Consider the following 12,540-nt stretch of genomic DNA (forward strand, 5'->3'; position numbering starts at 1 on the left):
ACCGCGGACGCACCGCACCACGCCCCGGTCCGCCGCCCGGGTGCGGGCGGCGACCCTCGGGACCGCCACGCCGTGCACCGGTCGGTCCCCCTGACGTGCGGCATCCGCGCACGGCTGCCGCACGACCCGCGCGGACGGGGCCCCGGGCGTCGTCCGCCTCGAGAACAGCGCGCAGAGAGAACCGAGTCCATGAGAACCCTCATTGAGCAGGAGTGCGCGATGCGTCTGGTGGTCGATCCGGGCCACAGCATCGCGGTAGCGGCCCAGCTGTCCTACGGCCCGCATGACCCCTACGCCGTCCAGATCGTCTTCCACACCGGCTCGCACGGCCCGGTCCCGTGGGTCTTCTCCCGCGAACTGCTGGCCCAGGGCACGCTCGGACCGTGCGGGCAGGGGGACGTGCGGATCTGGCCGGCCGGTGCCGGGCGACGCCGTGTGCTGTACCTGGAGCTGACCTCCCCCGACGGACGAGCCCTGCTCCATGCCCCGGCGGCCGTTGTGGAGCGATGGCTGCGACGGACCCACCAACTGGTGCCGCCGGGCCAGGAGGCACAACTGATCGATGTCGACGGCGAGCTGTGCGGACTGCTCGGCGAGAGCGCCTGAGCAGGCGACAGGCGCTGATGCAGGTTGCCGCCGGTTTCGGCCCGTGACGCCGAAAACCCGTCCGGATTGCCGCCGGACTGTCGGTACGACAGAGCCGGCGTGTTCCCGGCCTCGGGTCTGAGGCTGCTCCTTTGGAGTGGACACCCCGACAATGGATCTCGAAGGTCCGGGAAGGGATGTCCAGGTGGGACGCCGGTCTCCGTACCCGGAGGAGTTTCGGAGGGACGCCGTCGCGTTGTACCGAGCCGCCGACGGCAGGCGCACGTATGCGGCGGTGGCCGCTGAGCTCGGGATCACCGGGGAGACGCTGCGCATCCGGGGTCCGCGAGGACACCGCCCGGCACACATCCGAGCGCCACGAGGGCGAGGCCGGGCAGAGTCCGGCGCCGAACGCCACGGCGCCCCGCGCGTGCATGCCGAGCTCTGCTCGCGCGGACGGAAGATCAACCGTTGGGGTGCCCCCGCTTGCGGGGGAGCGTGGCCCGGCCGATGCGTGTCGACCACATCACCGGTCGGCACCTGCGGCGCAAGAAGCGCACCACGGTGCGGGACCACACCGCGCCACCGGCTCCGGATCTGCTCGAACGCAACTTCACCGCCACCGCGCTGAACACGCGGTGGTGCGGGGACATCACGTATATCCCGGTCGGATCGTCGTGGCTCTACCCGGCCACGGTGATCGACATTTGCTCGCGCCGGGTGGTGGGCTGGTCTATCGCCGACCACATGCGGGTCGACCTCGTGGTCGACGCGATGGAGGCGGCCGTCGCCACCCGCGGCGACCGCGTGAACGGCGTTGTCCTCCACATGGACCGCGGAGCTCAGCCCGGATTCAACCGGTCGTCGCAACGAGGTGGAGCGTACGGTCAACCGGCTCAAGAGCTTTCGAGCCGTGGCAACCCGCTACGACAAGAGAACCTACGTCTTCCACGGCACGGTCACCGTCGCCGCGATCCGGCTGTGGCTCCGCCCGTGATCCGCCCCAGGTCGTTCCGGATTCGCCGTGGCCTACCGCAAGACCGGGCGGTTGACGGAGGTGTACTCGTCCGCGACGTCGAAGACGCCGGCACAGCCCGGGCATTCCGCCTACCGAACAGGTCGGCAATTCCGTTGGCGAGCACCTCCTGTCCATCGCAGACAGTGATCTGATGCATCCATCGGCCGGTTCCGGTGAGTTCTGTGGCGGCCGCCGGTCGCAGGTCCCGCCGGATCTCCTCAACCCCGTCCCACGCCTGCGAGTAGCACTCGAAGTCGCCGATGACGATCGTCACCCCCACGCCACAGTGGGGACACTCCACGTGGTTGATGTCGTCCGTGAAGCCCTCCATGGCGTTCGCCCAGTGGTACTCCTCTTCGACCGCGAGCAGGGCAGGGAAGGACACGGGGTAGTCGGCCGGCCGCGACCGCAGGTGCCGGTCCAGCACCGCACCGTACTCCGCGATCGCGCCGGTGCAGTCCGCCGGCAGATCATCGCAGTCGTGGTGCCCGGCCGCGCGCTCCAGGATCCTACCGGCCAGGTCGCGCGCCGCCGCGCTGCGTGGCGTGAGGCGCGGCAGGGCGGCGAAACCGGCTGGGGACACCAGGTCACCCTCGAGGACGAGCCGGTATCCCAGCTCCTCCCATGCTTCAGTGTCGTCCTGGCACTCCACCCGCTCCAAGGGCTCCGGAACGCGATCAACGTCGAATCAGCAGTCGTGCGTCTGTGCCCAGTTCACCACCTGCTGGGCTTGAACCTTCCCGAGGCGGCCAAGGGCGACTCCACACCTCCCGGCTCTCGTGGTGGCGCCCACGAGCGGCCCGTCGGACACACGCATCCGCCTCGCACAGGCACGGGACACAGACGTGGCCGACACACTGCCGGCCATAGCCGGGGCCCGGCTCATCCTCGTTCTGCGCTCCGCCATCGAGAACGGCACGGCCGCCTCCGTCCTGCCGGCCGGCTGGGCGGCACCATCAAGACCCTTCTTCGACACCGCCGCCCGCGCGTTCGTCACACAACCCATGGCCGAGTCGATGTCCGGCATCGGCCTGCCGCTGGTCACCGTCGACCAGGAGGACCGGGTGGTCGGCGTGCTGTCCGTCACCGCCCCTGGGGCCATCATCGACAGGGCGCTGGACCACGGCTACGAACCCCCGAAGGCCCTGACCCTGGGCGTAGCCGTCGCCAAGATCCATGGCCTGGCGGTATCCGAGACGGCCCGCAGCCAGGGCCTCGCCACCACCCTGCTCAAGCGGGCCTGGCAGGTCCATGAACAGCTTGGCTACTTCCTGTTGTACGGCTCGTACGAGACCGAACGCGACCTGGGCGCCTTCTACACCCGCTGCGGCTACACCGTCCTCGCTCCCGCCCAGGGCTTCGCCCCCATCGACATCCTCTTCGGCATCCACGCCGGCCCCGACGAATGCGTACTCACCCGCCGGCGCTCCCGCCGCTGACCGACCACCGGACAGCGGAGGACCCCGGCGAGCACCTCGCGCTGGGGTTCTCCGCCTTCAAGATCAATCTCAGCGCCAACGGCTGTACCGCTGTTCCCAAGGCCGTACGACATCCGAGCATTGCATCGCACGGATGAGCGATACGGCGTAAAACCCCAGGTTAGCCCAGCCTTCCCTTGCTGGCGGTGGGGGATTGTCCGACGTAGAGTAGACGTTGTCGAAAAATAGAACTTGTCCAAAAGTCGGCTTTGCCTGAGTTCTTGACCAAGGTCACGACGCCTTACAGGGAGACCCTCATGGCCATCATCGACACCGAAGCGACGCTCCACGAGGCGCACCGCGACAACCACACGCACCGCGACGTGAACGGCGGCTGGCTGCGCCCGGCGGTCTTCGGCGCGATGGACGGCCTGGTCTCCAACCTCGCCCTGATGACCGGTGTCGCGGGCAGTTCGGTGAGCCAGCAGACCATCGTCCTCACCGGTCTCGCGGGCCTGGCCGCCGGCGCCTTCTCCATGGCGGCCGGCGAGTACACCTCCGTCGCCTCCCAGCGCGAACTCGTCGAGGCCGAGCTGAACGTCGAGCGCCGCGAGCTGCGCAAGCACCCGGAGGACGAGGAGGAGGAGCTCGCCGCCCTGTACGTGTCGCGGGGAGTCGAGCCCGGCCTCGCCCGCGAGGTGGCCCGACAGCTGTCGAAGGACCCCGAGCAGGCCCTGGAGATACACGCCCGCGAGGAGTTGGGCGTCGACCCGGACGACCTGCCCTCCCCGATGGTCGCTGCGGTGTCGTCTTTCGGCTCGTTCGCGCTCGGCGCGCTGCTGCCCGTACTGCCCTACCTGCTGGGCGCCAGCGCCCTGTGGCCGGCCGTGCTCCTCGCCCTCCTCGGGCTGTTCGCCTGCGGCGCGGTGGTGGCCAAGGTCACCGCGCGCAGCTGGTGGTACAGCGGTTTGCGGCAGCTCGCCCTGGGTGGTGCCGCCGCCGCTGTGACGTACGCCCTGGGCGCGCTGTTCGGAACCGCCGTGGGATGATGCGCCGCAGACCGGCTCGGCATCGGCCTCGGCGACGGCCCCGCCCTCGACCGGCTTGATGACGCGGCCCCGTGCTCTGGTCCGCAGCGACCGCCCTCACCATCGCCGGGCCGCTGATTGGCGGCGGCATCGCGGGCGTGCTGATCGTGACCGGGTCCGCTGTCGGCGCCATCGGGCTCCTCTGGGCGGCGTTCACGCTACAACTCACCGATCAGGAGTGGGAGTTGCTCGCTCCGCTGATACCGCGGGCCGCGACGGGCTGGCCGCGGGTGGAGGACCGGCAGGTCGTCAACGGGATGGTCTACAAGCTTCGGACCGGGATCTCCCGGCGTGACCTGCCCGAACGCCACGGGCCGTGGCAGACGGTCCACACCCGCTTCCGCCGCTACGCGCTCGACGGCGTGTTCACCCGGGCCCTGCGGCGGATCCAGGCCCGCGCCGACGCCGCCGGCGACCTCGACTGGCCGGTGCAGATCGACTCCACCATCGCCCCCAGCCCACCGGCACGCCGCCACCGGTCGGAAAGGGGGATCTACCGGCCGGACGGACCGGACGAGCACGCCCTCGGCCGGTCCCGGGGCGGACCGACGACGAAAGTCCACCTCGCCTGCGGCGGCCAGGGCCGCCCGCCGGCCATGTTCGTCACGCCGGGCCGGCGCCACGACAGCACCTGCGCCCGCATCCTGCTCGAGCGGGTCCGCGTTCCCCGCGGCGGCCTCGGCCGGCCACGCTGCCGACCCGACCAGGTCATCGCGGACACGGCCTCCAGCTTCCGCGATTTCCGCGCCTACCTGCGCAGGCGCGGCATCGCCCACACCATCCCCGAGAAGCGGGACCAACAGCGCCACTGGCTGAACCGGGGTCGCCAGGGCGGCAGACCACCAGGATTCGACCGACAGACCCACCGCCGACGCAACACCATCGAACGCTGCTTCAACCGGCTCAAGGGCTTCCGCGGCATCGCCACCCGCTACGAGAAGACCGCCACCTCCTACGAAGCGGCGGTCACACTCGCGTCGTTTCCGCTCCGGGCGAGATCCGTTTGAAGACGGACCCTAGTAGGGGGCTGGACGAAGACCACCTGCTGCCGGCCGGACCTGGTCTGCGGCGACGCCTCCGGCCCGCCGGTTGGAAGATGGGCGGACGGTTACGCCCACACCTGGGCGGTGTCCCACAGGTGCTGGCCGCTGCCCGACCGGCCGCCTGTACATGAGGGTCGATGTACGACGATTGGCGCGCTGTTCACGCCTGCCATCCTGCCTACGCCGGTTCGAACGGCGAGTCGAGCGTGGTGGTCGGGGGATGCCCGAGGTCCTGCCATGCTCCGGCAGGCCCCGGGCGGTAAACGGCCGGCCCGGCCCGGGACACCGGGACATGGGTCGTACATCGCGCAGTCGGCCCGGGTGCCGGCTTGCTTCGGGAGGCCGGCTGGTGCAGTTACGCTGCCCGTGGCCGCAGGGCGACCCGTCACGCTCCGCCCGTTTCCTGGTTCCAGACACCTACCGGCAGATGGGAAGGCCCGGACCATGTGGTTCGAACCTTCCCGTGCCTTGTCGCACCGCAGATTACGTCTGCGTGCCGGATACACAGGCGAGGGCCTCGTCGAGAAGGCGGCGCAGCTGAGCGGGGGTTGCTGCGACGGCGGTGGCGAGGAGTGCCGGGCTGTCGGCGAGGGGTGCGAGAACGCAGTGTCCCTGTGTCGGATCGCCGAGAAGGACGGGCGTCGCAGGTGGATCCATCCCCGGGCTGACGATGAGGAGTTGTCCGGTTGCTCGGTGGCTGCCCAGTACAGCGGGTGAGTCCCAAGCCGGTGCCGGGGCTCCGTAGGCGGTGTGCTGGTCGAGGATCGGCCGGCCGTCGCGCCGCACGGTCAGCCGGGTGGACAGATGGCCCGGTGGCTCGGCGATGCGTCCGAGGAGCTGTTCTTCGCGTAGGAGCAGCTGGGAGGTGCCGGCGAGTTCTACGCGGTAGGTCTGGTGCACGGTGCTGCCTTGGGTGCTGATCAATGGCTGGGGCAGCCAGTGCAAGGACGCGTGATCGCCGACGGTGAGCCGTACGTCATAGGTGGCGGGGTCGGGGGTGGGGCCGCGCAGGGCGATGGTGGCGGCGGCTGTGGTCACCTCCAGCCGGGTGTGTGCCTCGGCGGTGATGTCGAGGGCGAGTCTGTCTCCGCCGAGGGGTGCACTCATCGCGCCCAGCAGGCAGATTCGTGCCCGCTCCCTGTGGGACCGTAACCGACGCAGGTGGAAGGGTCCGTCGTTGTGCAGGAGGGGGACCGTCGTGGCGTGGCCGTTGTGTGTGGCCCGGAGGCGGGCGGTGGCGCGGATACCGGCGGGGTGGGCAGGGGCGAGATCGTCGGCGTCGGGCACGGCGTGAGAGGTGCCTGACGTGTCGAGCATGCCGGCCTTGGTTGATCGCCGCCCGTGGGTTTCGCCGCTGGTGTTCGGTGTGAGGTTCACGGCCGGTGACTGGGCAGCGGTCGGCGGTCGTGCGTCGGCCTTCACCGGGTGGCTCCGGTGCGCCAGGCGGTGAGGCACTCGATGACCCAGTCGGCGACGGGGCGGATTCCGTCGGCTGTGGTGAGGCTGGTGAAGGCGAACGGCAGGTCCTTGCGCTGTTTGCGGGTGTCGGCCGCCATGGTGTCCAGGTCGGCTCCGACGTACGGCGCCAGGTCGGTTTTGTTCACCACGAGGAGGTCGGCGGTGGTGATGCCGGGTCCGCCCTTGCGAGGGATGTCGTCGCCGCTGGCGACGTCGATGACGAAGACCTGGGTGTCGACGAGTCCGCGGGAGAAGGTCGCGGTGAGGTTGTCTCCTCCGGACTCGATGAGGATGAGGTCGAGCGGGTGCAGGGTCTGTTCGAGGTGCTCGACCGCTTCGAGGTTGGCGGAGATGTCGTCGCGGATGGCGGTGTGCGGGCAGGCCCCGGTCTCGACGGCGATGATCCGCTCCGGCGGCAGCACGGCCTCGCGGCGTAGGAAAGCGGCGTCCTCTTGGGTGTAGATGTCGTTGGTGACCACGGCGATGGACAGTCGGTCCCGCAGGGCGCGGCACAGCGCGGCGACGGTCGCGGTCTTGCCCGAGCCGACCGGCCCGCCGAAGCCGACCCGCAGGGCGCGGCGGCTGCCGTCCGGGCGCTGGGGATCGGCGCTGTAGGTGTGGCGGTGCGGCATGGTCACGGGATGGTCCAGATGCACGAGGGCTCCAGGTCGGTGGAGGGTGGTCAGGAGGCGAAGAGGCGGACGGTCCAGGCGGCGTGCTGCTCGGCGGTGATGTCCAGCAGGGGAGCGGACGCGGCGGGCAGGACGGTGACGCCCTCGACGGTGACGCGCTCCGCGATGGCGGCTGCGGCATCGGCGACGGTGTCGAGGTCGTCGGCAAGCCGTGCCAGTACCGCCGTGGCCTCGAGCGGGTCGAGGCTCAGCAGGCGCACCGCCGCCGTCGCCGGACCGCCGACGCTTTCGTAGACGGCGGCATGGGCGGCGTCGAGCGGGGTGAGTTTGGCGGCGCGGGCCGCGACACCGAGGACGACCGGCTGGTGGGCTCCCTGCGGTCGGTGGTGGACGAGGTGGTCAAGGTCGGCACTGGGCCAGGTGGCGCGAGCGGCGCGCATCATCTGTCGGCCGAGGCGACGGGCGATGCGGCGCAGTGTCGGCATGGGGGTGCGGATGTCGGCGGCTTCGTCCAGGGCCAGAGGGTCGTATCCGGTGGCGGCTGCGGCGGCGAGGCCGGCTGCGGTCAGTCCGGCGGTGTGCAGGCGTCCACGGCAGAACGCCTCCAGGCCGGCCGCGTCGTGCACGCCTCCGGAGGCGACGGCGGCTTCCATGCCGCCGGAGTGGGCGTGCCCTCCGGCGGGGAAGCGACCGTCGGCCAAGATCAGCAGAGCGGTGCGGCTCATGGGACGAGGGGCTCGTCTTTCGTGAGAGGCCGTGCCGACCGCGAAGGGCCGGCCCCGGCTGGAGGAATCAGAACAGGAAGTACCGCTGGGCCATGGGCAGTTCCGTCGCATAGCTGCGTCCGACTTCCTGCCCGTTCACGCTGGTGCGGACGTCGGAGGTGGTGGCGCCGCCGATGGTGACCTCGAAGGTGTCGGGGTCGACGACGATGTCCGGTACGCCGCTGTTGTGCACCATGTCGGCCTTGGTGACCTGCCGGGTGGACCGGATCTCGCACAAGGGCTTGAGCAGCCCGAGTCTGGAGAGTTCGCCGTCGAGGGCCGTCGCCGCGACGAAGTTGAAGGAGTTCGCCGCTGGGGAGCGGCCCGTAGAGCCCCAGACCGGGCGTGGCAGGTAGGGCTGCGGGGTGGGGATGGAGGCGTTGGCGTCGCCGATCTGCGCGTAGGCGATCTGGCCGCCCTTGATGACCATGTGGGGTTTGACGCCGAAGAACTTCGGTTCCCACAGGACCAGGTCGGCGAGTTTGCCGGTCTCCACGGAGCCGACCTTGTGGTCGATGCCGTGGGTGATGGCCGGGTTGATGGTGTATTTGGCGATGTAGCGCCGGGCCCGGAAGTTGTCCGCGTCGGCATCGTCCTCGCGCAGGTGGCCGTAGCGGGACTTCATGACGTGCGCGGTCTGCCAGGTCCGCATGATCATCTCCCCGATGCGGCCCATGGCCTGGGCGTCGGAGGACATCATCGAGATGGCGCCCATGTCGTGCAGCAGGTCCTCGGCGGCCATGGTGGAGGGTCGGATCCGCGAGTCGGCGAACTTCATGTCCGCCTCCACCTCAGGATTGAGGTGGTGACACACGATCATCATGTCGACGTGCTCCTTGACGGTGTTGACCGTCAGGGGCCGGGTCGGGTTCGTCGACGCGGGCAGCACGTTCGGCTTGCTCACGAGGCTGATCATGTCGGGCGCGTGACCGCCGCCGGCGCCTTCGATGTGGAAGATGTGCAGGCTGCGGTACTTGGCGTCCTTGGTGTTGGGGTTGCCGTCCTTGGTCGCGGCGAAGGTGTTGTGCACGAAACCGGATTCGTTCAGGGAGTCGGCGTGCAGAGCGACCTGCACGCCGGTCTCCTCACACACTGCCAGGGCCGCGTCGATCACCGCTGGGGTCGCACCCCAGTCCTCGTGGATCTTGAAGCCGAGGGCGCCGGCGGTGATCTGGTCGTGCAGTGCCTTCTTGCAGACGGTGCTGCCCTTGGCGAGCAGGCCGATGTTCACCGGGAAGGCGTCGAGCGCCTCGAACATCCGCTGGATGTGCCATTTGCCGGGTGTCACTGTGGTGGCCGTGCTGCCTTCGGCGGGGCCGGTGCCACCGCCGATCAGTGTCGTCACACCCGACGCGAGTGCCTCGTGGATCTGACCGGGACACAGGAAGTGCACGTGCGTGTCGACGCCGCCCGCGGTCAGGATGCGCCCCTTGCCGGAGATCACCTCCGTCTCGGGCCCCACGACGAAGTCGGACGCGCGGGGGTCGTCGTTGGGGCGCGGCGACATCGTCTCGGGGTTGTAAGCCTTGCCGATGGCCTGGATCCGGCCGTCGCGCAGCCCGACGTCGGCCTTCACAATGCCCCAGTGGTCCAGGATCAGGGCCCCGGTGATCACCGTGTCGACCGGCTCGCGCGGATCGTCGCGGGGGATGTGCGACTGGCCCATGGACTCGCGGATCACCTTGCCGCCGCCGAAGACCATCTCGTCGCCGCTGCGCCCCGGACCACCGCACCAGTCCTTCTCGATGCGCAAGACGAGGTTGGTGTCGGCGAGCCGGATCCGGTCCCCGGTGGTCGGGCCGTACAGATCGGCGTAGCGGGAGCGCAGCAGTGGGTACCAGGGTTCTTCAGTCCTGTCGGGCATCGAGGTGCTTCTCCTCTTCGCTCTTGCCGGCCTGGAGCCCGGCCACGATCCGCTCCCCGGCGATGGGGACCAGCATCACGGTCCGTTTGTCGCCCGGTTCGAATCGCTCGGATGTGCCGGAGGCGATGTGCAGCCGCATCCCGTGAGCCTCTTCGCGAGAGAACTTCAGCCCCTCGTTGACCTCGGCGAAGTGGAAGTGAGAGCCGACCTGGATCGGGCGGTCCTTCGGATTGGAGACCTCCAGCGGCACGGGCCTGGCACCCCTGTTGAATGCCACCCGGTGCTTGTCCTCGTCCGGCAGCAGTTCCAACTTGCCCGGATGGACATCCACCTTGGTGGTCGCCTCGTCGAACGGGTCGTGAATGGTCACCAGCTTCGTGCCGTCCGGGAACGTCGCCTCGACCTGCACGTTGCCGATCATTTCCGGGACGCCGTCCATGACCTCGCTGCGCCGCAGCACATGACGGCCGGACTCCATCACCGCGTCGACCGTCGCTCCGGCCCGCGCCTCCTCGTAGACATGCGCTGTCAGCAGCGCCATCACCTCTGGATAGTTCAATAGCAACCCGCGCTCACGCCGCCGCCGGGCGACGTCCGCCGCCACGTGGACCAGCAGGCGCTCCTGCTCATGCGGAGTCAGATGCACGCCGTCCTCCTCTCCTGCTCGTCGCTTCACCTGAGCAGCACGCTTTCACCGTGGTGTCGCCACGTGGCGACACCACCGGGGCCGCGACCGCCGCACACCGATCATCAACGAGCCGGGGAACACACCAATACGAATCCGTCTAGTAACCCCTTATGGAATGAATCGGAATCACGAGGCGCGCACGGGGCGCATCGGCAGGGCACACGTGAGGACCAGACGCAGTTCACCGGCGCGTGGGTGCGGAGCGACGGGGACTGTAAATCGTTCGGTGTAACCCCCGATCAAGGAAGATGCACCGATGACCAGTGAGAACGTGACCGAGCCCGAGATCGTCGAGCCGAGTGAGCCGCAGTCGGCCAAGGCCGTGGACGACCGGCTGATCGACGAGCTGGTGGGACGGGCCCAGGCCGAGGGACTGCGGCTGACCGGCGAGGGCGGGCTGCTTCAGCAGCTCACCAAGCGGCTGCTGGAGTCCGCCCTGGCTGGGCCGGCACCCCAGGATGAGTGCCGCGGTGGCCCGGTCCGTGGTGGGGTCGATACGTCGGAGCGCATCGTGCATGCCCACGACGCTACGACGCCACCGCGCTGCCCGCCCGCACGGGCTGCCACCCCGGACTCCGAAGCGGGGTGGGCGGTGGTGTGATCATCGGCAGGTGATCGACGCGATCGCGTACAAGTACCGCACCAGGACACCCTGGATGGACCTGCCCGAACACTCCGGCTCGTGGAAGGGAGCCCGCAACCGGCTGCGGAAGTGGGCCGCCGACGGTATCTGGGAGGAGGTCTTCACCGCCCTGCAAGCCCGCGCGGGCGCCACGGGCGACCTGGAGTGGCTGGTCGGAGTCGACTCCACGGTCGTCGGCGCTCACCAGCACGCCGCCGGAGCCCGTCAAAAGGGCCCCGGTCGGTGAGCCGGAGCATCATGCCCTCGGGTGGTCTCGCGGCGGGTTGACCACCAAGGTCCACCTTGTCGCGGACAGTCGCTGCCGGCCTAGGCCCACTCCACACCCAGCTCCCGCAGCGCGGCCAGCTGCTCATGGGTGAGTTTGTCGCGGCGGCTCGTAATGTTCGAGACCCCACGCCCAGTCACGGGCTCGGTCTCGCCGTCGACGGCGATCTCCTCGGCGTGGCCGCGCGACACCGGCCGGTCCGGGCCTTCCCGCTCCGCCCAACTGGGGCGAGGCCCGTACGACCCTGCTGGAAGGCCTGCTGCGCCTTGCTCGGGCCCTTTCCGCCGTACGCCCGGCCGCCGGGGGGTGGGGGGCCGATACGCGGCTTCTCGGGAGTGCCGGCGTAGTCGAGGACGACCAGTTGGTGGTGTGGGCCTTGTCCTTGACCTGTCCGTTGGCCTGGCCGTTGTCGGAGTGGGCCGGATGCCCGTGCCGGAGCCGGTGGAGCCTCTCGGCGACCGTCGTACGGATCGCCTCGGTAAGGGTGGTGGCGCGGCCGATGTGCTGAAGGGCCTCTCGTTGGCGCCCCTGCCCAGCAACAGGGCCCGGGGCGTGGCCAGGGGGTGCGTGACCGCGCTGACGACTGCCACTGTCGTCTCGCGGACCTTGTGCTTCTGCCTTCTGTGCGCAGGGACGACTCCGGTGGGCCTTGACGGTCGCTCCGAGCGCGTCCGGAGCGTTGCCGGCCGTGCTATGGAGCCCAGTTCTGTGACAGGAGGGGCCGACCGTTTACCGCCCGGGGGCCCTGCCGGTGCACGGCAGCCCCCCAGGCGGCGTGTGGAAGGTCAGCAGCCGTGGGCCCACGTGTGGGAGTCGCCTTCGTCGTTGGCGGCGCCGTTGTAGGCGACTTCCTGGCCGGGGGCGAGGCAGATGGTCATGTGGCCGCCCTGATGGGCCGAGCTGTAGACCTGCACGAAGGCCGGGATCCCCGGCCCCGCGATGCCGTGGTTGGCCCAAGAGGAGTCGGCGTCGGCGATGTACTCCTCCCACCAGCCGTCGTCACCGTGCCAGTTCGCCCGCTGGCCCTGGAAGTCGCGATGTTCCCAGGCGCAGAACTGGCCGCTGGGGCAGTCG

At 69.8% G+C, this 12,540-nt stretch carries 12 protein-coding genes and 3 pseudogenes; 8 read left to right on the top strand and 7 right to left on the bottom strand.

The window, feature by feature from the left end; all coding sequences use genetic code 11:
* Positions 1 to 189: 189 nt before the first annotated feature.
* From ABD335_RS26805 to ABD335_RS26815, 3 genes and pseudogenes are all read left to right on the top strand, one after another.
* The gene (locus tag ABD335_RS26805; RefSeq protein ID WP_344328134.1) at positions 190 to 606 is read left to right on the top strand and encodes an SsgA family sporulation/cell division regulator; all 417 of its coding nucleotides are present in this window, start codon (positions 190 to 192) and stop codon (positions 604 to 606) included.
* A 184-nt stretch (positions 607 to 790) separates the two neighbouring features.
* Positions 791 to 1,431: pseudogene (locus tag ABD335_RS26810) on the top strand (DDE-type integrase/transposase/recombinase); the annotation flags it as partial.
* 16 nt (positions 1,432 to 1,447) lie between these two features.
* A pseudogene (locus tag ABD335_RS26815) lies at positions 1,448 to 1,582 on the top strand (IS5/IS1182 family transposase); the annotation flags it as partial.
* Here the strand turns inward: ABD335_RS26815 and ABD335_RS26820 are convergent.
* Positions 1,545 to 2,264 (bottom strand): hypothetical protein, encoded by a 720-nt coding sequence (locus ABD335_RS26820; RefSeq protein ID WP_344328137.1) that lies wholly within the window; start codon positions 2,262 to 2,264, stop codon positions 1,545 to 1,547. The pseudogene ABD335_RS26815 and the gene ABD335_RS26820 overlap by 38 nt on opposite strands.
* Positions 2,265 to 2,448: 184 nt before the next feature.
* Here ABD335_RS26820 and ABD335_RS26825 point away from each other — a divergent pair, with 184 nt between their 5' ends.
* From ABD335_RS26825 to ABD335_RS26835, 3 genes are all read left to right on the top strand, one after another.
* Positions 2,449 to 3,042, top strand: a complete 594-nt coding sequence (locus ABD335_RS26825; RefSeq protein ID WP_344328139.1) for a GNAT family N-acetyltransferase — start codon at positions 2,449 to 2,451, stop codon at positions 3,040 to 3,042.
* Positions 3,043 to 3,338: 296 nt separating this feature from the next.
* Positions 3,339 to 4,070 (top strand): VIT1/CCC1 transporter family protein, encoded by a 732-nt coding sequence (locus tag ABD335_RS26830; protein ID WP_344328143.1) that lies wholly within the window; start codon positions 3,339 to 3,341, stop codon positions 4,068 to 4,070.
* Positions 4,071 to 4,240: 170 nt separating this feature from the next.
* A complete protein-coding gene (locus ABD335_RS26835; RefSeq protein ID WP_344328296.1) occupies positions 4,241 to 5,116 on the top strand; it encodes an IS5 family transposase in 876 nt (291 codons plus the stop codon).
* Positions 5,117 to 5,635: 519 nt separating this feature from the next.
* Here ABD335_RS26835 and ABD335_RS26840 read toward each other — a convergent pair.
* From ABD335_RS26840 to ABD335_RS26860, 5 genes are all read right to left on the bottom strand, one after another.
* On the bottom strand, positions 5,636 to 6,259 hold the full coding sequence (locus ABD335_RS26840; protein ID WP_425583759.1) for an urease accessory protein UreD: 624 nt from the start codon (positions 6,257 to 6,259) through the stop codon (positions 5,636 to 5,638).
* Positions 6,260 to 6,570: 311 nt separating this feature from the next.
* Positions 6,571 to 7,266, bottom strand: a complete 696-nt coding sequence (gene ureG / locus ABD335_RS26845) for an urease accessory protein UreG (protein WP_344328147.1) — start codon at positions 7,264 to 7,266, stop codon at positions 6,571 to 6,573.
* A gap of 26 nt (positions 7,267 to 7,292) precedes the next feature.
* A complete protein-coding gene (locus ABD335_RS26850) occupies positions 7,293 to 7,967 on the bottom strand; it encodes an urease accessory protein UreF (protein WP_344328149.1) in 675 nt (224 codons plus the stop codon).
* Between the two features lie 67 nt (positions 7,968 to 8,034).
* On the bottom strand, positions 8,035 to 9,870 hold the full coding sequence (locus tag ABD335_RS26855; RefSeq protein ID WP_344328152.1) for an urease subunit alpha: 1,836 nt from the start codon (positions 9,868 to 9,870) through the stop codon (positions 8,035 to 8,037).
* Positions 9,854 to 10,516, bottom strand: a complete 663-nt coding sequence (locus ABD335_RS26860; protein WP_344328155.1) for an urease subunit gamma — start codon at positions 10,514 to 10,516, stop codon at positions 9,854 to 9,856. The genes ABD335_RS26855 and ABD335_RS26860 overlap by 17 nt, the downstream gene beginning before the upstream one ends.
* Before the next feature lie 298 nt (positions 10,517 to 10,814).
* Here ABD335_RS26860 and ABD335_RS26865 point away from each other — a divergent pair.
* Both ABD335_RS26865 and ABD335_RS30975 read left to right on the top strand, forming a co-directional pair.
* Positions 10,815 to 11,003 (top strand): annotated as a pseudogene (locus ABD335_RS26865) (transposase); the annotation flags it as partial.
* A 166-nt stretch (positions 11,004 to 11,169) separates the two neighbouring features.
* A complete protein-coding gene (locus tag ABD335_RS30975; protein ID WP_425583760.1) occupies positions 11,170 to 11,427 on the top strand; it encodes a transposase in 258 nt (85 codons plus the stop codon).
* Positions 11,428 to 12,251: 824 nt separating this feature from the next.
* Here the strand turns inward: ABD335_RS30975 and ABD335_RS26885 are convergent.
* On the bottom strand, positions 12,252 to 12,540 hold a 289-nt coding region (locus ABD335_RS26885; RefSeq protein WP_344328157.1), incomplete at its 5' end, for a peptidase inhibitor family I36 protein.

The organism is Streptomyces macrosporus (assembly GCF_039533145.1).
In the GTDB taxonomy this organism is placed as follows: Bacteria; Actinomycetota; Actinomycetes; order Streptomycetales; family Streptomycetaceae; genus Streptomyces; species Streptomyces macrosporus.

Bases quoted from the DNA above. Each gene is read 5' to 3' on its own strand.
- ABD335_RS26830 (WP_344328143.1), top strand. From the start codon at position 3,339: ATGGCCATCATCGACACCGAAGCGACGCTCCACGAGGCGCACCGCGAC.
- ABD335_RS26840 (WP_425583759.1), bottom strand. From the start codon at position 6,259: ATGAGTGCACCCCTCGGCGGAGACAGACTCGCCCTCGACATCACCGCC.
- ABD335_RS26855 (WP_344328152.1), bottom strand. From the start codon at position 9,870: ATGCCCGACAGGACTGAAGAACCCTGGTACCCACTGCTGCGCTCCCGC.
- ABD335_RS26850 (WP_344328149.1), bottom strand. From the start codon at position 7,967: ATGAGCCGCACCGCTCTGCTGATCTTGGCCGACGGTCGCTTCCCCGCC.
- ABD335_RS26805 (WP_344328134.1), top strand. From the start codon at position 190: ATGAGAACCCTCATTGAGCAGGAGTGCGCGATGCGTCTGGTGGTCGAT.